We start from the raw sequence: 20,297 nt of genomic DNA, 5'->3' as shown, positions 1-20,297 counted from the left end.
TCAGCGGCACACAATAGATGATCCCCCTCCCTGCCGCTCAATAGTCAACACATTGCCAAGCAGGGCCCGATAACCAGAGACAATTCCCGGGTATTCTGCTTGTATCCAACCCACCGGAACCCTTCCAGTCTCCGCTTCGTCGGAACACTGAGCCGGGTCTTTCCGTATGCCGGCCATTCCGAGTAGTTGCCAAACATGGTCTGTCTGTTGAGGAAATCTATGTTATACCGTATAAGACCTGCATCATTCCGGAAGGGAGGCGGTACAGTTCCAAGATCGAGGTCCGCATGCTCCAGCATGGCAAGTACCCGAATCCGGTCTGCAGGGTGAAGGGCGGCGAACGGACTTCCCTCCCAAACGGAATAATCAATAACAGCCTGCATTTGTCCGGAGGCGACGAATTGAACGGCACCGCAATTGAGCAACCCGGCGACAGGAGAGGCTAGCGGTACAACTGTCAAATAAAAACCCTGCACAAGCGAAAGAGAGTGGTCCAGCTCCCAGATCATATACTCGTGAACACATAAATTAACAGCACCTGCAGTTTGCACGTCCCCGCATACGGAGCCTGTCGCAGTATTTGGGATTATTGCTTCAACAAGAGCGCGAAATGTGGTACAGGTATGGGGAGAGACGGTTGCGGCGTAGGTTGCAGCCGGATGCATAACAAATCCCCCTTTGCTATAACGGATTTTGCTGGTCTCCAGTTTCCCGTATATAGATATCTATTCCTCAGAATTCACTTTAGACGCTGTTCAGCAGCAAGAATCTGAAATCTTAAAGAGTTGAATAGATGGAGCAGGCTGTATTAACGAAGTAGCTGGCGATTCCCGATAAAAATACCTATACAAGTTGAACTAAAGAACTACCTTGAGGCTAAAGCAGCGGAGGGGAATTTTGGAACTGTAGGAGCGATAGCGACCGCCTGAAAGCTTTCCGTAGGAAAGCTCGCTTCGAAAGCATAAGCAGTCTCCGGATTTCAACCGCAAATAGCGGGTTAAATCAAGAAATCGGGAGAAGGGCAGCGGCCGGAAGTCCAAACATTCACCGCAGTTGCGTTCTATGCCGGTTGGGTAAGTCTAAAGTTCAACTTATATAAGTGACAAGATGATTTACATTCAGTTTAAACATTTATCTTACATTAAAATGAATTCTCAGATATGGAGGTAAGATCTTTTGGAATTGTTTGAATATATTTTGCTGATGCTGGCGGCAGTCTCTTTATCCAATTTAGTGAACCGGTTTATCCCTTCGGTCTCCGTGCCTATTATTCAAATCGTGCTGGGGATAGTGATTACTTGGCTGCCCCTGCACTATGAACTGAAACTAAATCCGGAGCTGTTCTTGTTGCTGTTCATTGCCCCGTTGCTGTTCAATGACGGCAGGCATGCCGACAAAGAGGCACTTTGGAAGCTGAAGAAGCCCATTCTTTTGCTGGCGCTGGGTCTAGTCTTTGTAACGGTAGGAGTCATGGGATATTTCCTTAATTGGCTGCTTCCGGTCATCCCGCTGGCGGCGTCCTTTGCACTGGCGGCTGCATTAGCGCCTACTGATGCCGTGGCGGTGGGCGCACTGGAGCAGAAAGTCAGAATCCCCCACCGGACGATGCAAATCCTTGAGGGAGAATCTTTAATAAATGACGCATCGGGTCTAGTTTCCTTTCAGTTTGCCGTGGCCGCTATGGTCACTGGGGTGTTCTCCTTCAAATCCGCCGGGCTCAGCTTCATTTCCATTTCACTAGGCGGTGTGGTGCTGGGTCTTCTGCTCACGCTAGTGAAATATGGAGTGGTGAAATGGCTGCGGAGACTGGGAATGGAGAATGTTACACTTCACATGCTGATTGAGATCCTGACTCCCTTTTTGATTTTTATGGCTGCCGAGGAACTGGGGGTTAACGGCATCCTTGCCGTCGTCGCCGCAGGAATTGCCCATTCTTTCGGTTACAAGAAAATGAATCCCGAAGTAGCCAAGCTGAGAATTGTCTCTAAAAGCACCTGGTCGGTCATTATTTTTGTATTGAACGGGCTGGTCTTCCTGCTGCTTGGCACCCAGCTTCCGGAGATTATTCAGACGATTTGGAACAGCCCGGAAATAGGGAATTTTAAAGTGATTATGTACACGCTGCTATTGACTGCGGCTGTACTCGGGCTGCGCCTTATCTGGGCCCTTCTGATGAATATTCCCGAAGGGACCGAACCGCGCGCCCCTTGGCAGCTCAGATTCAAGAAGGCAATTATCCTTAGTTTGTCAGGAGTCCGTGGAACGATCACACTGGCGAGTACGTTGTCGCTGCCATTTTTTCTTAATGATGGCACAGTATTTCCGGCCAGAGATCTGATCATTTTCCTGGCGGCTGGAGTTATATTGTGGACTCTGCTGGCCTCCAACTATCTGCTGCCGCTTTTATTGGGGAAAGAAACGCAAACAGAGCAGGAAGAGGAGGAGATTCAGACGAAAATTGAGATTCTGAGGAATGTTGTTAGCGGATTAAACGACCTGACCACGGACCAGAACCGGCTGGCTACTGCCCAGATCATCAATACGTATACCTCCAGAATCCGAACACTCAGGAAAGATGAGAAGAAGGATAAGGTACAGCAGGCCTTGGGCCTGGCTGTCCTGCAATGGGAAAGAGAGAATACGCTGCTTGCGCTGGACAACAAAAAAGTGAATCCATATACAGCGTACCGTTATCTGAACAGAATTAACCGGCTGCTGTTTATGCACACACGGAATCCCCAGTATAAAAGAGAGCTGTTCCCCGTTAAGCATTGGGACGAGGTGGCCGGGGTGCTGCAGCAAGCCCGGTTAAGCATCCGCGAAAGACGCGCCGAATTGACCAGCCTCAGGATTCAAAATATTGCTTATGTCATTAAGCAGCTAAAGACTCTGCTTACAGAAGGAGGGCCGGATATGGAGACGGTCAACTCGGTAGTTCTGCAATATGAACGGATGCTGCTGCGCCTGACAAGAAGCGAATCCGACACCGGCACCCGAAAAGAGTTCGGCATGTCATTGCAGGAGCTGGCCCGGGTCGGAATTCAGCTGGAGAGAGATCATATCCAATCCATGTTCGAGACAGGGCGTCTCTCCAGACAGGGTATGAAAGAAATGAAACGCGATATCCTCTTCATGGAGCATGATCTGCGGGAAGAGACGAGTTAAGGAGGGCGGTCTTGCCACAGAAGGTGCTCATATCCAAAAGGGTGCTTGACCGTTGAAATAGGATAACTTATGCTTTCTTAGAGCACCAGCGTCCCCCAAAAAGATACTGCTTACAATGGTATGAAAAACAATCAAAGGAGAATTTCGAATGGAACAATCAATCTTTGATGATTTTGAGTGGATCAACCAAAGCAAGGCGAGCTATGTAGACGACAAACTGATTATTGAAGCACCGGCTGAAACGGATTTCTTCTGTAATAATGGTGCTATTTCGGAAACAGGAATTACCCCGGAAAGCCTCTTAAATGCCCCCTTTTACTACAAAGAGGTAACCGGAGATTTTGTGATGCGGGTTCAGGTTTCGCATGATTTTAAGGATACTTATGATTCGGCGACGATTATGGTGATGCAGGATTTTCAAGTATGGGCCAAAGCCTGCTTTGAAAAGACAGACTTTGATACCCATGCTGTAGTTAGCGTTGTAACCAATCATACTTCAGACGACGCCAACGGCTGTAATATTAACGGAAATATTGTATGGCTGCAGGTTACTAGAGTAGATAATGCATTCTCTTTCCACTATTCGCTGGATGGGATCAAGTTCGACATGATGCGGTTCTTCACTTTACCGGTGGGTCAGACCCTTAAGGTTGGTCTTGTAGCGCAGGCACCGGTAGGCCAAGGCGGGGAACGGATTTTTCATAATTTTTCATTGATTAATAGGACGGTAAAAAATATCCGGTTTGGCGAATAAACTTCAACCAGTTACATAGAGAATCATATGGAAGTAATACGTTGGCCGCTCTGCATGGAGCGGCCTCTTTCTGTGTTAATCATAGAAGCTAAATTAGTACATAGGTTGCTCTCAAAGGCCCATGAACGCCGACAACGAGCTGCATTTCAATATCGGCTGAATTCGAAGGACCGGAGATGAAGTTGATGGAGGAGCCCATAGGCTCACCTGCTTGAACTCGCCGGTTTAGATCGGCCGCGGCCTGAGTGGAGCGAAGTACCAGCCTCTTTTTTTCAATAATCGCAATATAATGGGCAGGCAGAAAGTGGAGGGAGCGGCCTTGATCCGGGCGGCTTTCTACGACAATCGTTCCTGACTCGGCTAGTGCGTAGTCGGCGAAGACAATCGCGGTATTGGCGCATTCGGAGCGGAGAATATTCTTCTCTCTTCCTGCCGCTTCCTCCCAGACGTACGAATCCGGGAAGTTTAACCTATAATCGGAAAACCGGGTATCTCCGGAAGTGATTACAGCGCCTCCGCCATTCGCTTGGATCAGATCATCCAATGTTCTCTGCAAAATCTCGGGATTCGACTCAATCAACTGAGTGTGGATAAAAAAGCACTGCTCTTTAAGAATCTCTATCAGCTCACCGGTTGTTAAATCGCCATAGCTGTTTGGAATCCACTCTTTCAGGTCGGGCCGCTGCACATCATGTACACGTTCTCGCCCCAGCTTGGAGGCGATTGTGTTTAGAAAAGACTCCTTGCCTGATACCGTCATTGGCCAGCCCCTCCTTTACGTTTGTCAAACCACGCCCGGAAGCTGTCTTGCTGCTTGACCGGTTGACTAAGATCACGAGCGTTGATCCAGCCGCGGACTAGGCCCGGTCCTCTAACAATTCGTCCCTGCCTGCTGATCAGCTGGCTGGCCGGGTTCGCAAACCGCAGTGCTTTGCCGAACAAAGCTTGGGAAGACAGCAGACGGCTGGCCGCCTTCATCTGAAGTCTATCTCCTGCACCGGTTCTGTTTTGTTCCACAATTTTCTGACGGTGCAGGATAAGCTGCTCGTGAAGCGGGATTTTAACCGGACAGACATCCGTACAGGCTGCACACAGGCTGGAGGCAAAAGGAAGCTCTTTGTAGTCATCGTATCCGCCCAGCAGCGGGGTGATTACTGCCCCGATCGGACCCGGATAAATGGAACCGTAAGCATGCCCGCCAATATGACGGTAGATCGGGCAGACGTTAAGACAGGCACCGCAGCGGATACACTGCAGGGCTTCGTTGAATTCACTTCCCAGAATCTCGGAGCGCCCGTTGTCTACTACGACTAAATGGAACTCTTCCGGACCATCCGTCTCCCCGGCTGCCGAGGGGCCCATTACAGTAATATAGCTGGTCAATTTCTGCCCCACAGCACTTCGGCAGAGCAGATTATCCAAAACCTCCATCTCCTCAAGTGTCGGGACGATTCGTTCCATCCCCATCACTGCAATATGTGTTTTTGGTATGGCGGCTGTAAGATCCCCGTTGCCTTCATTGGTCACCAGATTAATGGCTCCAAGGTTAGCGATGGCAAAGTTGCAGCCCGTAATCCCGACATCCGCCTCCAGAAACTTTTGCCGCAGCACCGAACGGGCAAAACGGGCGAGGTTCTCGGGACTTTCATCACCTGTATATCCAAGCTTCTCAGTGAACACTTTATGGATTTGCGTCCGGTCTTTATGCAGTGCAGGGGCCACAATATGTGAAGGCGGGTCCCAATCATCCATTTGAAGGATATATTCCCCAAGATCGGTCTCGATCAGGTCGCAGCCTGCTTCCATCAAGACATGATTCAGCTCAATTTCCTCGGTGACCATTGATTTGGATTTGACGATTTTTTTAGCCTTTTTTTGTACGATGATGTCCCGGATATAGCTGCTTGCTTCCTCTTTGGTTTTTGCAAAATAGATGTGTCCGCTCTTTTTCTCAATGTTATCTGCCAGCTGCGCTAAGTAATAATCCAGATGTTTCAGCGTATGCTGGCGGATTTGCTGGCCGAGGGTACGCCACTGCTCCCAATCCCCGAGAGAGGCTGCGGCGGAAAGGCGCCTGGTCTTCAGGCTGTCCTGGGCTAAGCTTACGGCGCTTCTCATGAAGGGATTACCAAGTCCATCTGTAGTCCGTTCGCTGAAATCCCGTTTATCCGTTTGCAGGCTCATGTCTGGCTTCCTCCTTGGCAGCAGCAGCATTGTGATGGTTCAGCACTTCTGCAATATGCATTATTTTCACAGGTTCGCCCTTGCGGGACAGGCGGCCGCCGATATTAAGCAGGCATCCCATATCTGCGCTGATCAGAATGTCCGCTCCGGTTTCAACGACACAACCGCATTTTTCATCTACCATTTGCTCGGAGATCTCAGGCATTTTCACGGAAAAGGTTCCACCAAAGCCGCAGCAATTATCACTGTTTTTGAGCGTCTCCAATTGGAGTCCCTGTACCTGTTCGAGCAATTGGAAGGGGGTTTCCTTTTCTCCCAGCAGTCTTGTCATATGGCAGGAACGGTGGTAGGTAGCGGTGCCTTCAAGCCTTGCGCCAACATCGGTAATACCAAGCACCCTTACGATGAATTGTGTGAACTCATATGATTTCTCTTTTAAAGCAATCGCTTTCAATTCCCAATGTGGATCTCCTTTGAAAATTTTCGGGTATTCATGAAACATAGCGATACAGGAGCCGGACGGACCCACGACATAATCGGAGCTTTCGAAGGCAAGCATCATGTTTTTCATCGCAAGCTTGGAATCCTCAAGATAACCGCTGTTATAAGTAGGTTGACCGCAGCACACCTGGGAAGCCGGAAAGTCGATTTCACAGCCGAGCCTTTCGAGAACTTGGACCATAGCAATTCCGACATTCGGGGTCATTAGGTCTACTAAACAAGTCGATAAAATACTGACTTTCAATTCGATCCCTCCCAATGCAACCTTGATAAGAATAGCTTAACTCAATAAGTCAATGAAAAACAACACAAAAACAAATAAAAAATGTGAATGTTGTTGACATAAAATAATGATAACGTTTACACTATGGGAGGATTGAATGGAATAATCTACCTTGAGGGGGAGAGACAGTGGAAAAGCATTTGATGTATATCAACGGCCAGTTTACGGAATCAGAAGGCAACGAGTGGATGAATGTAACCAATCCATCAACAGATGAAGTCATTTCACAGGTTCCCAAAGCTACAAGGAATGATGTGGTGCGTGCCATTAACGCAGCGGAAGAAGCCCAGTCAGCCTGGGAGGAAACACCTGCGGTTGAAAGAGGAAAGTACCTTCATGCCATTGCCGATGGGATTCGGGCAGAGGTTGATATCCTTGCCAGACTGATCTCCGAAGAAGTAGGTAAGACCTTGGAATTGTCCACGGTAGAGGTTAACTTTACAGCAGACTATATGGATTATATGGCAGAATGGGCACGACGTTATGAAGGGGAAATTGTTCAGAGTGATCGTGATAATGAGAATATTTTTGTGTTTAAACGGGCGATTGGGGTCACCACAGGCATTCTGCCATGGAATTTCCCGTTCTTTCTGATCGCCAGAAAAATGGCACCGGCCCTGATCACCGGAAATACGATTGTAGTCAAGCCTAGTGCCGAATCTCCGAACAATGCGGTGGCTTTCAGCAAAATTGTTGACAAAGCTGGCCTTCCTAAGGGCGTGTTCAACCTGGTTACCGGTAAAGGCGGAGAGGTCGGCAACGAATTGGCTAGTAGCCCAAAAGTCGGTATGGTCAGTCTAACAGGCAGTGTGCCGGCAGGACAACAGGTGATGAAGGCGGCTGCTGAAAATATCATCAAGGTCAGTCTGGAGCTTGGCGGCAAGGCGCCTGCCATTGTTATGGATGATGCCGATCTGGATTTGGCTATCAAGGCAATCGTGGATTCCCGGGTGATCAATACAGGGCAGGTCTGCAACTGTGCGGAGCGGGTCTATGTGCATGAGAAGATCAAGGACGAATTCACCACCCGTCTGGTCGAGGCGATGAAGGCGGTGAAGTACGGCGATCCGCTGAAAGACAAGGATATTCATATGGGCCCGCTGATTAACAAGGCAGCGCAGGAATCCGTGCAGCAGAAGGTAGACCGTGCAGTACAAGAGGGCGCCAAGATCGCCTGCGGCGGTAAAAAGGTAGAGGGAGCAGGCAGCTTTTTTGAGCCGACGGTCATTACCGGTGCCACCAATGATATGGAAATTGTACAAGAGGAGATCTTTGGACCGGTTATCCCGATCATTTCTTTTGCAAACCTGGATGAAGCGATTGCGCTTGCCAATGACAGTGACTTTGGACTGACCTCTTCCCTGTATACCCGGAATCTGAACGTTGCGATGAAAGTCATCAAGCGTCTCAAATACGGGGAAACCTATATTAACCGCGAGAACTTTGAAGCAATGCAAGGCTTCCATGCAGGCTGGAGAAAATCCGGCATCGGCGGCGCGGACGGCAAACATGGTTTGAACGAATATCTCCAGACCCATGTGGTTTATTTACAATATGATAAATCGGTCAACTAAATTAGTGGAAAATGAATCCTGCACTTATTCGATACGGTCCGAAAGGGCCGTATTTTGTGTGGTTGGATGTAACTCTTTTAATTGTAAACAGCAAATTTTTGGAGCAGGATAGAGCTGTACATAATCATAGGGAGAAAGGATGCAGGACATGGAGAAAAATAATGAATGTATGTATTGTATGGGGGATGAAAGAAGGGACAACCTTATGATTGAGGTGGCTCAGCTAGAGGTTTCGACCGTGTTTCTGTTTAAAGAGCAGACGTATAAAGGCAGATGTAATGTTGTATATAAAGATCACGTAAAAGAGTTATTTCAGCTTACAGCAGAAGAATTATCGGCATTCATGAAGGATGTGCAAAAAGTGGCCGCAGCTATGGATCAGGCTTTTGCGCCAGATAAATTGAATTACGGGGCTTACGGAGACAAGCTGCATCACCTGCACATGCACATTGTTCCTAAATATGCAGATCAAAAGGATTGGGGCTCCACCTTCCAAATGAACCCGGGCGATACTTATTTAACTGACGAAGAATATGTTGAAATGATTGTTCATATTAAAAAGCACTTATAAGCTGGTTAGGTAATATTATCTCATTAGATCGTTTTTCATTAAGCGAACGGTCAGCAAATATTGAAAATTTGGAGGAGCTTAATGGGGACAGATATTCACTGTTTTGTAGAGGAAAAAATGTATCGCACCGGCATAAATGAAACTGACCGGACGGGAAAATGGATATCGATTGACAAATGGACTAAAAGCAGTTGGGCAATTCTTTATCCTGAACGAGATGAAGGACCTATTTGGAAGGTCGAACGAAAGGATATGGTTTTCACAGAGAGGAATTATGACCTTTTTGCAATTTTGGCTAATCAGCGGAATTGCGAGAATCTGCCTTATATCAGTGATCCGCGCGGGTTACCTGAAAACGTTAGTCCAGAGATTCCGCTTCAAATTATAGTTTTAGAGGGCCATAGTACGACGTGGTTTACTGCAAAAGAGCTGTTCGAATTTAATTGGAATCAAGTGTTTGAGTATGAAGATGAGACCATGGACGGTGAGAAAATAAATGGATCCGTCAATTATATGGAATGTGGGCGTACATTTTTAGAAGCCGTTAACCGTCTAGTTGGGAGGAAAAATTCATCGGATATTAGACTAATCATTACGTTTGACAATTAATGAATTGTTGTGGAAGTGACCTGACAATACGATCAACCGAAATAGTCCAATGCAAAACAACACGTAGTGATCTGCACTCGTGTTGTTTTGCATGTTTGGATATCCATACTTTTATATATCATATATGTTGTTGCTAGATCGGCTTGCCAGGCTTTTAAAGATGCGAACCGCCGCTTGCGTCAATCAACTGACCAGTTACCCAGCGGCTGTCCTGAGAAGCGAGGAAGGCGGCGATATCCGCAATGTCTCCGGGTTCTCCCCAACGGTTGAAAACGGATAGGCCTGCCGCATATTTTTGTCCGTCAGGATCGCTTAAAGTTCCTTCATTCATCTCGGTGTTGATGATGCCGGGTTGGATGGAGTTGACCGTAATATTCCGGCTCCCCAACTGCTTAGCCAGCAGCAGCGTAAAGGTATTGATCGCTCCTTTTGTCATGCTGTAGGTGAAGACACCCGGTGAAGCTACCCGCGTCACGAAGGAAGAAATGTTAATGATGCGCCCGCCGTCCTTCAACCGCGGCAAAGCTTGCTGCGTTACAAAAAACGGCGCTTTGACGTTAATCGTCATCACTTCGTCAAAAGTAGCTTCCGTCGCTTCTTGGAAAGTAAGAATTTGCCCGATTCCCGCGTTGTTGACCAAAATATCGAATCCGCCGCCGTCCCCGTGCTCTTGAATCGCTTCGTCCAGCGCCGCGATCAACTCGCGAATGCCGTCAGGCGTGCTCAAATTTGCGCCAATCGCACAGGCGTTTCCTCCGTTTTGGGTGATTTGTTGCACGACCGCTTCCGCTTCATGGCGGCGTTGACCGTAATGAACGGCGACAAAAGCGCCCTCTTGCGCCAGACGTAACGCGACGTTGCGCCCGATCCCCCGGCTGGCCCCCGTTACTAATGCTATTTTTCCTGTCAATTTGCTCATCAGTACTCAGCTCCTTATTTTCTTTTCCTCTATAGTTTTAACATAGAAGCCGTTATGAAATGTTGCTCTCTTATTGCTTCGGGTGGCTGCACTGCCGTAGGTCTAATATTTTTCAGTCCATGTTTAGTCTCATTTATTGATAAGTTTGGCGTTAGTTGGTGTTTCATAGTATAAGTGTAGCTAAAAATTTGATTAAGCTAACGGACAGGATAATGCTGGTACATGCCGAATTTACTTATGTTAACAATGATTGATGGGGGGCAGTTCATGGAAGGAAGCGAATTGTATGTTTATCACATTGTCACCAGAAGTAAGATGGACATTGGGCAGATAATTAGCTTTGACAAAAACCAAAAAAACACCTTATATCACTTCTTTTTTGAGAAGGAGCAGTTGAATTCCAAAGGTGAAGACTTTATTCAAATATTACACCGTCATTATACAAATGACGGCGTTAAGATGGATAAAGAGAATGCAGATGTAGCTATTAGATATGTGGAACAAACAATCAGAGCTACTAGAGAAGTAATAGTTGAAATGGTCAGATTGCAAGAATATCCTGAATATCCTTCACGATTGTCTTGCTTATACGCTGCTAAGAGCTATGAAGACGCTCTGAAATGGAAAGAGCTTTTCGATTCTTATCATCGAAAAGTTTTGCAGATCGTTAAACTTCGGGTTACTGGGAATATCTTTGAAGGTGACGGTAATCTTTTACCAAAGGAAGATGGAATTCCTTTCTCCCGAAAAATCGAACAGGCCAGAGAATACTGGAAAGGCAATATAAATAACGAACTTCCTGAACTGCTGATTAATGGGGAAATCGAAGTAGTAGAAATTATTGATGAATTCTCTACTTAATTTCAACAAAAGCGCTGAAAAACCACTTCGCTTACGGGATACGGTAGTTGAATCAGTAGTCTATAACCTCCTATTTGAAGCAAGCTATAATTGCTCTAGTAGGAGGTTTTATATGTATCGGATGGTTTAATTGCAGAGAATACCAAGGATTCCGTAAAACGTAGGTTTTAATCCACCTTGGGGTAGAGGGCGACGAAATCCTACGAATGAGTGAGTATATGTGAGATAAACCCTTAAAACCGGGGGACGGGCAGGATAGTTTAATCGTTTCTCAAATATTTTATCAGTTGGATAATTTAATGAACTTTGTGAATATAACGTTATCTGAAAGATGCGCAATGATTATTTTTTGAAGGGATGATTAAATTGAAGCAAGGGATATTAGTTTTTTTAAATGGAACTTCAAGTTCCGGAAAGACCTCCATATCGACTGAACTGATCAATCAGAAAGAGATTCTTTTTTATCATTTATCAATTGATGATTTTTTTAATAATTACAATGATTTTATTAACAATAAATTTCCAGATGAACCTCCAAAGGCAATAGATCATCAAGTTGTCTCTCAAATAGTTGATGATTCCATATTCACTGTGTACCATTCGACAATTAAATTGTTATTAGAATTGGGTTTTAATGTAATAGCGGATACCGTAATCAACACTGACAAGAGGTTTAATGAGTTTCTTGATCAATTTTTAGATCAGCCTACGTTATTTACAGGTGTAATATGCTCGAAAGAAGAACTCATAAGAAGAGAGCAAACAAGAGGAGATAGAACGATAGGACTAGTAGATTCACAGTTTACTCAAGTATATTGCTTTGATGAATATGACCTCGAAGTAAATACGGAAAAGATGAATCCAACAGAATGTGCCGAAAAAATATTACGTTTTATTAAGTCCAATAAGGAATACACGGTATTTAAGAAATTAAGTAAAAGAGAGATTAGTGTGGAATAAAAAGGTTTTTCATCAACTTAAATAGAAGTAACAAGTAGCATAGATAATATGCTCAAAATTAAATCAATGGGAGTTGTTTATATTGAATAATAACATTAGGAAGATGATTGCGGTGATATCTAATTAAAAAAAACGGGAGATGAATTGAACTTGAAAAACAGGTTTCCGCGTACGGCAACTTATGATCCTAACTGGATTAACGAAAACAATATGGGCCCTAACCCATTATGGCTTCTTGAAGACCTAGCTAAGGACATGAACCTTGAGAAAGGCATGAAAATCCTAGATATGGGCTGTGGCAAAGCTATCACCTCTGTATTTTTAGCGAGAGAATATGATGTGCAAGTTTGGGCTAATGATTTATGGGTCGATCCTACGGACAACCTAAAACGTATTAAACAATCAGGTGTGGAGGATCGAGTATTCCCCATAAAGGCTGAAGCTCATTCATTACCATATGCAATGGAATTTTTTGATGCCATCATAAGTATAGATGCTTATCACTATTTTGGAACCGAAGAACTCTACTTTTCTTGGTATTTTCAAAAGTTAGTGAAAAGCGGAGGACAAATGGGTATAGTCATACCTGGAGTAACCAAAGATATTAACAACCAAGGCGACCTGCCTGAGAAATTGAAAAGTCTTTGGAGCAATGATCTATATACCTTCCGAACGTATCAATGGTGGGAAAATCACTGGGATAAAACAAAGCATGTGACTATTGATTTCGCTAATAATATTGTGGATAGTAAGGAGCTTTGGCTTAATTCAAATTGTGATCAGGAATTGCTTGCCGCGGACGAGGAAAATCTTCTTACTTTCGTTAAAGTAATTGCAACAAAATATTAAATAACGAAGGAAGCTGGTCAATCGACCGGCTTCCTTCTGCTTACGGGATGGATTTGTCTAAATAGGATTCAACTAATGGGAAACGTTAGTTCAGAAAACACATCATTAGGCCGCCGCGGACCAATAGGCGACCTCATTAAGCTAACGAGGCAGGATAATGAAAATGTATGTATGGGATATAAAAGTGAAAAATAAACGTTTTTGGATATGTCCATATTCCAATGATGTTTATAATTGGAGGTTAGAATTTATGCAAAGTAGATTAGAACAAGACATTATTTCAACGGCAGAAAGCTTCACAAATAATTTTTCTGATAAAGGGAATTTTGATTTTAGTGTACAAAGCCTACGTAAAGTAGACGATATTCTTGAAGAATTATGTGAGTATGAAATAGATAATGATTCTTTGGATTCTGTTTCTTCTATGGTTGGAAGTTACATTTTCGAAGTAGCAAGAAGGAATTATGGTGGGAATTATTATTGGATACAAGATAGAAAACAACCTGTTTTAGTCACTGGTGAGCCAGATTTTTCAATTTCAATTTTTGCTTTCGATAAAGTTAGAGGTAGAATTCAGAATGGGAAAGAAGATGACATACCATATTACTTTGATGGTTATATCAATGCAGTTGAAAAAGGTAAGGAAACAGGGTACAGTGCAACAATTGTTTAAGGTCTATGAGATTAAGCTAATGGGAAACGATACTTGAAATGTTGCCTACGTAATGAACGAAACCAATGTAGGAGGCGAAAAATGGAATACAGTATAAGAGCGGTGAATGAAGAAGATATTAATGGCTTATGTAATATTAGAAATAATAAGGACTTGTTTATTAAGTATTTGAAACAACATGAAAATAAAAAAAGTATATTTGGCAATAGCCGCTGAAGAAAATACAATTCTAGGTTTTGGTGTTCTAAAACTAAAGGGGAATTTATTTCCAAAATTAAGTGACCTTTATGTAGCGGGACTTTATCGAGGTAAAGGCGTCGGAACGGATTTAATAAGATATCACGAGGAAATTGCAAGAAGTCTTGGCTATTCTGATTTAATCGTTAGTGTTGACCCAATAGAAAATCCAAAGATGATAAAGCTCATTACAAAACAAGGGTACGAAGCTATTTCCGAACCATATATAAAAACTGCTATTTTTTACAATGATGATGGGACTACTTATGAGAAAACTTATTCTAGAATTGACTTGAAGAGGTCATTGAGCTAACGGGCAGGATAGTTATAAGGCTTTCAAATTTGAGCGCACATCCGGAAACTTCACCGTTTGTTCATGAAGGGATAAAATGTCACCACCATCGGGTTGGCTTCGCCGTAACCCACCGATGTTTACATCAGATTGCGCCCACCATCCAGAAACAGAGGGATCGGGCGCTTTTATTATTGCGAAAATCGTCGGCTATAAATAAACGCTGCAAACAATGCAAAGTATGCTTGACATAAAGTGCAAAGTAAACTATGCTATTAATGCAAAGTAAACATTGCAAGGGAGTGGTCACTTGAAGACAAGAATTGCGGAACTGCGTAAGCAGCACAAGCTGTCCCAGGAAGAGCTGGGGCTGATCGTAGGCGTTACCCGGCAAACCATCACCTCCCTTGAAACGGGAAAATATGCGGCTTCCCTTGTTCTTGCCTACAAGATTGCTAAGCATTTTGGACTCGCCATTGAAGATGTTTTTGATTTCAGCGAAGTGGAGGAATTGTAATGGACAATTACAAGGTTCAAGTCAAAACTCGCAAGAACGTACTGTCACTGGTAGCTGCTGCCACGCTATTGATCTATGTGGGACTTGTGTTTTACCGCGGTGGTCTGCCCGAATTGCCCAGTTTTATAAAGGGATTTCACACAGGTGCTTTTATCGGCGCTGAATTGTGCTTCGTTTTTTTTCTCGCCAAGTACATTAAAGCCAGCAAAAATGACGCAGAGCTGAAGAAGCTGTACATCGAGGAGAACGACGAGCGGAGTGTAGTGATTATCCAGAATGCCAGCTTGCTCAGCATAGTCATGATTCTCGTAGGTCTGGCCATCGCTTCCGTGATTGCGGGTTTCTTCAATTCCTTGATATTCTACACCTTACTGGCTACCCTACTATTTGTTTTGATCGTATTTTTTTCCGTGTGGAAGTATTACACAAAAAAACATTAAAGGTTAAATCGAAGCGGAAATCGCAAGAAAAACCACCGTCGTGCCGTAAAGCTAGATTCGGTGGTTTTACACACTAATCTAGCTGTATAGTTTTTTATCCCCCTTGATTGTATTTAAAGCATATTCTGAATAACTGTTAATGAGGGCTAGTTTTAGGACAGATCTCTTTTATTATATTGGAGCTTTGGGAGTTATATCTTCGAAAGTTTAGCTGAGTGAAATGGCCAATAAGAAAAATCGTTCATTGGAGTATCAACATTTGCAGTCAGCGATAGGAAAACACGATTGAACTAACTGGAAACGCTAGTTTAATACAGCGGGCAGATTAAAACCTCTCCTTAGAAGCAAACTAGATTTAATAGCTTCTAAAGTGGAGGTTTTGTTATGAACTTAAATGAGTTGTGGAGTTTGTATGAGGCTGACAAACGCATTCAAGGGTTCAGTCCAAAAACATTAAAAGCATACGCCTTACAGCACAAGATGTTAGTGATGGAGCTAGGCAATCTCGATGTCACAGAGGTAACGTTAACCATACTGAAGGAGTACTTGGCAAAGCAAGCAGTTCGTTTGAAGCCAAACAGCCTTGGTCATCGAATTCGTTTTATTCGTTCTCTTTTCCGGTATGCTTATGAAGAGACGTATCTGACTTCAAATCCTTCTCTAAAATTAAGAGAACCCAAATTAGATAAGCGCATTCCTAAGTTTTTGATTGAGGAAGACGTCATACACTTGAAAATCTCATGTCAGTCACTCAGGGAAAGAGCACTGCTTGAGTTTCTCTACAGCACCGGCTGCCGGGTTGGGGAGGTAGAAAAAATCAACATCGAAGACCTAAACTGGGAGAACTGCTCAGCAATCATAAATGGCAAGGGATCGAAGCAAAGAGAAGTTTACTTTACGACAGAGTGCAAAGTATGGTTAAAGAAGTACCTGGCCAGCCGTGAGGATTCCTGCAAAGCCTTATTTGTTACCGATACGCATCCAACAAAACGAATGGCTATACCTACGATTAGGTGGGCAATAAAACGGCTTGCAGATCGGGGAGAACTTGAAGTGAATGTGTACCCGCATCGCTTTCGACATACTTATGCATGCCAACTCCTTGATAATGGTGCTCCATTAGATTTCATTCAAGGAATGCTCGGTCATGAGAAGGCATCGACCACTCAAGTCTACGCACAACTCCGCGGCGAACGTCGGAGAGAACTTTATCGACGATACTTTTAGTTTGTAATGGCGACGGATCAGCTTTAGAATTCGTCGCTATTCAACTAAATGCCAGGTTAGTTGCAACGACGATGTTATACTTGGATTAGTAATTAAGTTCACCATAGCTGCAGCCGTGCTTCCAGTATCTTAGTCATCTGTTCGACCATCTCTTCTGGCGTATACGGCATGGATTCGACGATCCACCATTCAATCAACCCCGTAACGGAAATAGATAAGAATTGCGCCATCACATCTCGATGGATACCCGTTTCCAGATTCATGTAGTTCACCACCACGGTGATATTTCCCTTAATGAACTGTGTCATACGATGTCTGAAAGTTGGACTGCCTTTGTTGGTCATTAACACGCGGTAGATCGATGCATGCTCTTTCAGATACGTGAATGCACGAATCAGCAGCTCCCGGGATAGTTCAGTGGCTACTCTTTCCTCCTGTAAACAGCTGTCAACAAGCATCATCAGATACGTCTCCACGCTCTGTTCCAGCAGGTCATATTTGTCTGTGAAATGCAAATAGACTGTTCCGCGGTTGACATTGGCCCGATCCGCAATCCCTTGAATGGTGATCTTCTCAAAATCCTGCTCCTCCAACAACCCGATGAACGCTTGCATAATCATTTGTCTTGATCGCTCGATGCGTCGATCCATGTTTTCCCCCTCTTTCTTGAACATATCCAGCTTTCGTTGTTCATTTCTCAACAAAAGCAGTTACGATTAGCCATTGCGCTTGCTTTAGTTCCAATGATACCTTGATTGTAGTACACAGGTGTTATATATTCAACATCTGTTAATTGCATGGGGAGGGGACTATATTGAACATACTTGTGTACGGAGCAGGTGTGCAGGGAAGCTATTTAGCGCACGTCCTAGTTCGGGGCGGTCATGATGTGACCGTGTTGGCAAGAGGAAAGCGAGCGGAGGAACTGGAAGAGAAGGGAGTGGTCATCCGGCATTACTTTCAGCGCAAGACAACCTTCGATCCGGTTCGTGTGATTCGTACACTTGAGCCGGGTGACTTGTATGACTTGATCTTCGTCATGATGAAATATTCGGACTTTGGGGCTGTGCTGCCGATCCTCTCGAACAACGATAGCCGCAATATTATACTGGTTGGCAACAATATGGATACTTATGCTATGCAGGACTATTTGAAGGCTGGGCGGTCACCCAAGCAGGTCGCATTTGGATTCCAGACTACCGCTGGTATTCGTGCCGATGGGCAAGTCATTTGCATCCGTGGCGGCCATGGGCAGATGATCATCGGGGGATTGAACAGCCCCATTCCGTTCCGCTCCCTGCTGGAGCAGGCATTCAAGCGAACCAAGTACAAGCTCAACTATCATGATCAGATCGATGACTGGCTAAAAAATCACATGGTGTTAGTCGTGCCAATGAACATGGTCATTCTGTTCCATGGCTTCCAAATGAAACAGGTTGTTCGTGACGACAAGAGATTGCGTCAGTTGGTGGCGGCGATGGGGGAGGGCTTTCACGTACTGGATTCATTGGGTTACCCGCTGACCCCGGTGGGTCAAGCATCTTGGATTATCCGGTATCCACGCTTAGTTCGCTGGGCCCTAAAGCTTTTTTTCTTGCTCCCGATTAGTCGGTTGATTGATGGGACGGATGTGGAGCTTAATGCGTTGAATTACACATTCGCCGAGTTGAGGACCAGGTCGGATGTGCCTACGCCGAACTGGGATGCTTTGGAGGGGGAGCGGATTATCCAATCGTAGTTGCTGCGATTTGCTGCCCCCGCTATTGGAGTAGGAATCGAATAGATACAAGAAGTAAATTAGAAAAAATTCGTGATGCTCAAAGAAAATAACTAAGTATGCCGATTCGAAGTCAGCCCCTAAAAACACGATTGAACTAACGGGATACGATAGTTCAATAAACACACCAAGACAAGGCTGCCGTGCATAATCGGCGGCCTTACACTAAAGGGCAGGATAGTTGAATGATTTCGCGAATAACTTAAGTCATGACGAATTTACGAGGTTCGCAAAATAGACGTTAGCCGAAAGAAGTTCTTAGTTTAGGAGGAGTCTATATGATATTAGAAAAAGTTATAAATAGAATTGTAATACAAAGTGAATATAAGGATTTTGTTGATAAGTATATAGATAATATACTTACCGAATTTAAAGGTAAGATTCATAGCATTTATATGTGTGGCTCGATTCCAAAAGGAACTGCTAAACCTTTTAAGTCAGATGCAGACTTTACTATTGTATGTGTAAATCCCAGAGATATTGATTACGAAAGATTGTCAAATATTAAAGACAGGCTTTTGGAAGAATATCCAGTAGTAACTAAGATTGATACGATAATTTGCTCGATTGACGATGTATTAAGTAAACCAAATGAGTGGGGTTTTTGGGTAAAGATAATTTGTGTTTGCATATATGGTCATGACGTTGGTGAAAAGGTACCACCGATAATTATTTCTCCAGAGTTCATTTTAGACTTAAATACAGAGACCAGGGAGGAAGTAGATCGTATACATAGTTTACTTTCTAATGCTAGTGATAACACAATGAAAACTAGATATATTAAAGGTTACTCTAAGAGATTAATTCGTGCATTATACTCTTTGGTTTTAGAAGATACAGGTGTATGGCAAGATGACATTATTAAGATGAAGAATGCCATATTAAACTATTGTGAGATTGACTCCGCTTTAGTTGATTATCTGTATGCTTGTTGCTTGGATAGTAATGTACTTGTTGAAGAGTTTCTGGGAATTGCAGATGAAGTATGTAGCTATTTTGAGAACGCCTTAAATGCAGTGGCTGCTTCCAGAACTTCCTTTGGCTAACACCATATTGACGCTCCGGGTCACTCTGAGAAGCGAGTGACTACATCCAGCCCCCTAAGCCCGTCGGGACGTCCCTGCATTAGGTGTTCGGCAAGCCTCACAACTATAAGCAGCAACTCTAATTAAAAACATAAGACTATTGAGCTAACTGGGAACTTTAGTTATATACATTAATGAGCAGGTGCTACGGTAGCCTGCTGTTTTCATTGAAGTAACGGGCAGTATAGCGCAACATTGATTTATTTTTAACGTCCTAATTAATGGTATAATTGTCATGTCTTAAAAAGCTCTAGAGTAATGGTTATTAACCATACTAAAAGGGGGTATTCATGACGTATTCAATTTCAAATATACAATCCACGAGTTTATCAATGTCATTATTAGTGATACTTTTAGCCTTAATAGATCTAACTATAAAGAAGTATTTCATTGTAGTAGATTTAAATAAGATCTCGGATACTATTGGAAAGAATATCAATAGGTGGGTAAAAGGAATACTTGCTGTCATTAGTTTTTGTATTTTCTTCTTCGTTTTGGATACAACGAATATCAACTCACTTAAGTGGTTCTGGTTAATATTATTTATAGTTGCCATGGGACAACATGCGTTTATCGAATGGAGGTATTTGAAAGGCTCAAAAGAATACGTTATTTCACTTATTAAATTAGCAGTCGGATTAATATACATTTTAATTTTTATTTTCTAAAATTATTGGTTTTTATCGTTTATTAAGATGGCTTACTTGAGTAAAAATTGATTGAACTACTATGAAATCGCCTGGTAGCCTTTTATTGCAGCTTTATATAGATCAAGAGCGTTCTGGTTTAGTGATGGTAGTGGAGTAGCCTAGTCCTTTA

Annotated in this window: 22 protein-coding genes; 16 read left to right on the top strand and 6 right to left on the bottom strand. The window is 43.8% G+C overall.

Annotated features, from left to right (window positions below):
• Positions 1 to 44: 44 nt before the first annotated feature.
• Positions 45 to 665: a hypothetical protein gene (locus NST99_RS24965; RefSeq protein WP_341095205.1), complete on the bottom strand. Its 621-nt coding sequence runs from the start codon at positions 663 to 665 to the stop codon at positions 45 to 47.
• A gap of 511 nt (positions 666 to 1,176) precedes the next feature.
• Between NST99_RS24965 and NST99_RS24960 the strand changes: the two genes are divergently transcribed.
• Both NST99_RS24960 and NST99_RS24955 read left to right on the top strand, forming a co-directional pair.
• On the top strand, positions 1,177 to 3,165 hold the full coding sequence (locus NST99_RS24960) for a Na+/H+ antiporter (RefSeq protein WP_341095204.1): 1,989 nt from the start codon (positions 1,177 to 1,179) through the stop codon (positions 3,163 to 3,165).
• A 148-nt stretch (positions 3,166 to 3,313) separates the two neighbouring features.
• Positions 3,314 to 3,919, top strand: coding sequence for a DUF1349 domain-containing protein (locus tag NST99_RS24955; RefSeq protein ID WP_341095203.1), 606 nt, complete (start codon positions 3,314 to 3,316; stop codon positions 3,917 to 3,919).
• 88 nt (positions 3,920 to 4,007) lie between these two features.
• On the opposite strand, the gene NST99_RS24950 is transcribed toward NST99_RS24955, so the two are convergent.
• The 3 genes from NST99_RS24950 to NST99_RS24940 are packed head-to-tail and all read right to left on the bottom strand — an operon-like array spanning position 4,008 to position 6,848.
• Entirely contained in the window at positions 4,008 to 4,679 is a 672-nt protein-coding gene (locus NST99_RS24950; RefSeq protein ID WP_341095201.1) for a LutC/YkgG family protein, read from the bottom strand.
• Positions 4,676 to 6,103: a LutB/LldF family L-lactate oxidation iron-sulfur protein gene (locus NST99_RS24945; protein WP_341095199.1), complete on the bottom strand. Its 1,428-nt coding sequence runs from the start codon at positions 6,101 to 6,103 to the stop codon at positions 4,676 to 4,678. The genes NST99_RS24950 and NST99_RS24945 overlap by 4 nt, the downstream gene beginning before the upstream one ends.
• Complete coding sequence (locus tag NST99_RS24940) at positions 6,084 to 6,848, bottom strand: (Fe-S)-binding protein (RefSeq protein ID WP_341095197.1); 765 nt, start codon at positions 6,846 to 6,848, stop codon at positions 6,084 to 6,086. The genes NST99_RS24945 and NST99_RS24940 overlap by 20 nt, the downstream gene beginning before the upstream one ends.
• A 167-nt stretch (positions 6,849 to 7,015) precedes the next feature.
• On the opposite strand from NST99_RS24940, the gene aldA reads away from it, so the two are divergent.
• The 3 genes from aldA to NST99_RS24925 all read left to right on the top strand — a co-directional run bounded on the left by aldA (position 7,016) and on the right by NST99_RS24925 (position 9,641).
• Positions 7,016 to 8,461: an aldehyde dehydrogenase gene (aldA, locus tag NST99_RS24935; protein ID WP_341095195.1), complete on the top strand. Its 1,446-nt coding sequence runs from the start codon at positions 7,016 to 7,018 to the stop codon at positions 8,459 to 8,461.
• 148 nt (positions 8,462 to 8,609) lie between these two features.
• Positions 8,610 to 9,032, top strand: coding sequence for an HIT family protein (locus NST99_RS24930; RefSeq protein WP_341095193.1), 423 nt, complete (start codon positions 8,610 to 8,612; stop codon positions 9,030 to 9,032).
• An 81-nt stretch (positions 9,033 to 9,113) separates the two neighbouring features.
• Entirely contained in the window at positions 9,114 to 9,641 is a 528-nt protein-coding gene (locus tag NST99_RS24925) for a hypothetical protein (protein ID WP_341095191.1), read from the top strand.
• 154 nt (positions 9,642 to 9,795) lie between these two features.
• Here the strand turns inward: NST99_RS24925 and NST99_RS24920 are convergent, their stop codons facing one another.
• Positions 9,796 to 10,560: an SDR family oxidoreductase gene (locus tag NST99_RS24920; RefSeq protein WP_341095188.1), complete on the bottom strand. Its 765-nt coding sequence runs from the start codon at positions 10,558 to 10,560 to the stop codon at positions 9,796 to 9,798.
• A 267-nt stretch (positions 10,561 to 10,827) separates the two neighbouring features.
• Between NST99_RS24920 and NST99_RS24915 the strand changes: the two genes are divergently transcribed.
• The 8 genes from NST99_RS24915 to NST99_RS24880 all read left to right on the top strand — a co-directional run bounded on the left by NST99_RS24915 (position 10,828) and on the right by NST99_RS24880 (position 16,616).
• Entirely contained in the window at positions 10,828 to 11,421 is a 594-nt protein-coding gene (locus NST99_RS24915; RefSeq protein WP_341095187.1) for a DUF2441 domain-containing protein, read from the top strand.
• Between the two features lie 366 nt (positions 11,422 to 11,787).
• Positions 11,788 to 12,381: a chloramphenicol phosphotransferase CPT family protein gene (locus tag NST99_RS24910; RefSeq protein ID WP_341097747.1), complete on the top strand. Its 594-nt coding sequence runs from the start codon at positions 11,788 to 11,790 to the stop codon at positions 12,379 to 12,381.
• 150 nt (positions 12,382 to 12,531) lie between these two features.
• Entirely contained in the window at positions 12,532 to 13,230 is a 699-nt protein-coding gene (locus tag NST99_RS24905) for an SAM-dependent methyltransferase (RefSeq protein WP_341095185.1), read from the top strand.
• A 157-nt stretch (positions 13,231 to 13,387) separates the two neighbouring features.
• Positions 13,388 to 13,903, top strand: a complete 516-nt coding sequence (locus NST99_RS24900; protein WP_341095183.1) for a hypothetical protein — start codon at positions 13,388 to 13,390, stop codon at positions 13,901 to 13,903.
• 178 nt (positions 13,904 to 14,081) lie between these two features.
• Entirely contained in the window at positions 14,082 to 14,453 is a 372-nt protein-coding gene (locus tag NST99_RS24895) for a GNAT family N-acetyltransferase (protein WP_341095182.1), read from the top strand.
• 289 nt (positions 14,454 to 14,742) lie between these two features.
• Positions 14,743 to 14,949 (top strand): helix-turn-helix transcriptional regulator, encoded by a 207-nt coding sequence (locus NST99_RS24890; protein ID WP_154118287.1) that lies wholly within the window; start codon positions 14,743 to 14,745, stop codon positions 14,947 to 14,949.
• On the top strand, positions 14,949 to 15,389 hold the full coding sequence (locus NST99_RS24885; protein WP_341095179.1) for a hypothetical protein: 441 nt from the start codon (positions 14,949 to 14,951) through the stop codon (positions 15,387 to 15,389). Before NST99_RS24890 ends, NST99_RS24885 begins: the two co-directional genes overlap by 1 nt.
• Positions 15,390 to 15,773: 384 nt before the next feature.
• Entirely contained in the window at positions 15,774 to 16,616 is an 843-nt protein-coding gene (locus NST99_RS24880) for a tyrosine-type recombinase/integrase (RefSeq protein WP_341095177.1), read from the top strand.
• A 98-nt stretch (positions 16,617 to 16,714) separates the two neighbouring features.
• On the opposite strand, the gene NST99_RS24875 is transcribed toward NST99_RS24880, so the two are convergent.
• The gene (locus NST99_RS24875) at positions 16,715 to 17,266 is read right to left on the bottom strand and encodes a TetR/AcrR family transcriptional regulator (protein ID WP_189029953.1); all 552 of its coding nucleotides are present in this window, start codon (positions 17,264 to 17,266) and stop codon (positions 16,715 to 16,717) included.
• 164 nt (positions 17,267 to 17,430) lie between these two features.
• On the opposite strand from NST99_RS24875, the gene NST99_RS24870 reads away from it, so the two are divergent.
• The 3 genes from NST99_RS24870 to NST99_RS24860 all read left to right on the top strand — a co-directional run bounded on the left by NST99_RS24870 (position 17,431) and on the right by NST99_RS24860 (position 20,146).
• Positions 17,431 to 18,354: a ketopantoate reductase family protein gene (locus NST99_RS24870; RefSeq protein ID WP_341095174.1), complete on the top strand. Its 924-nt coding sequence runs from the start codon at positions 17,431 to 17,433 to the stop codon at positions 18,352 to 18,354.
• Between the two features lie 317 nt (positions 18,355 to 18,671).
• Positions 18,672 to 19,439, top strand: a complete 768-nt coding sequence (locus NST99_RS24865; protein WP_341095172.1) for a nucleotidyltransferase domain-containing protein — start codon at positions 18,672 to 18,674, stop codon at positions 19,437 to 19,439.
• A gap of 329 nt (positions 19,440 to 19,768) precedes the next feature.
• Entirely contained in the window at positions 19,769 to 20,146 is a 378-nt protein-coding gene (locus NST99_RS24860) for a hypothetical protein (RefSeq protein ID WP_341095171.1), read from the top strand.
• Positions 20,147 to 20,297: the final 151 nt, after the last annotated feature.

The sequence above is a fragment of the Paenibacillus sp. FSL L8-0470 genome (assembly GCF_038008625.1).
In the GTDB taxonomy this organism is placed as follows: Bacteria; Bacillota; Bacilli; order Paenibacillales; family Paenibacillaceae; genus Paenibacillus_AQ.
This window is presented reverse-complemented; position numbering and strand designations above follow the sequence as displayed.

What these genes read in the sequence shown, in the direction of transcription:
- NST99_RS24930 (WP_341095193.1), top strand. Translation starts at nt 8,610, where the DNA reads ATGGAGAAAAATAATGAATGTATGTATTGTATGGGGGATGAAAGAAGG.
- NST99_RS24925 (WP_341095191.1), top strand. Translation starts at nt 9,114, where the DNA reads ATGGGGACAGATATTCACTGTTTTGTAGAGGAAAAAATGTATCGCACC.
- NST99_RS24875 (WP_189029953.1), bottom strand. Translation starts at nt 17,266, where the DNA reads ATGGATCGACGCATCGAGCGATCAAGACAAATGATTATGCAAGCGTTC.
- NST99_RS24880 (WP_341095177.1), top strand. Translation starts at nt 15,774, where the DNA reads ATGAACTTAAATGAGTTGTGGAGTTTGTATGAGGCTGACAAACGCATT.
- NST99_RS24895 (WP_341095182.1), top strand. Translation starts at nt 14,082, where the DNA reads ATGAAAATAAAAAAAGTATATTTGGCAATAGCCGCTGAAGAAAATACA.
- NST99_RS24920 (WP_341095188.1), bottom strand. Translation starts at nt 10,560, where the DNA reads ATGAGCAAATTGACAGGAAAAATAGCATTAGTAACGGGGGCCAGCCGG.
- NST99_RS24915 (WP_341095187.1), top strand. Translation starts at nt 10,828, where the DNA reads ATGGAAGGAAGCGAATTGTATGTTTATCACATTGTCACCAGAAGTAAG.
- NST99_RS24950 (WP_341095201.1), bottom strand. Translation starts at nt 4,679, where the DNA reads ATGACGGTATCAGGCAAGGAGTCTTTTCTAAACACAATCGCCTCCAAG.
- NST99_RS24900 (WP_341095183.1), top strand. Translation starts at nt 13,388, where the DNA reads ATGAAAATGTATGTATGGGATATAAAAGTGAAAAATAAACGTTTTTGG.
- NST99_RS24860 (WP_341095171.1), top strand. Translation starts at nt 19,769, where the DNA reads ATGACGTATTCAATTTCAAATATACAATCCACGAGTTTATCAATGTCA.
- NST99_RS24965 (WP_341095205.1), bottom strand. Translation starts at nt 665, where the DNA reads ATGCATCCGGCTGCAACCTACGCCGCAACCGTCTCTCCCCATACCTGT.
- NST99_RS24945 (WP_341095199.1), bottom strand. Translation starts at nt 6,103, where the DNA reads ATGAGCCTGCAAACGGATAAACGGGATTTCAGCGAACGGACTACAGAT.
- NST99_RS24885 (WP_341095179.1), top strand. Translation starts at nt 14,949, where the DNA reads ATGGACAATTACAAGGTTCAAGTCAAAACTCGCAAGAACGTACTGTCA.
- NST99_RS24955 (WP_341095203.1), top strand. Translation starts at nt 3,314, where the DNA reads ATGGAACAATCAATCTTTGATGATTTTGAGTGGATCAACCAAAGCAAG.
- NST99_RS24865 (WP_341095172.1), top strand. Translation starts at nt 18,672, where the DNA reads ATGATATTAGAAAAAGTTATAAATAGAATTGTAATACAAAGTGAATAT.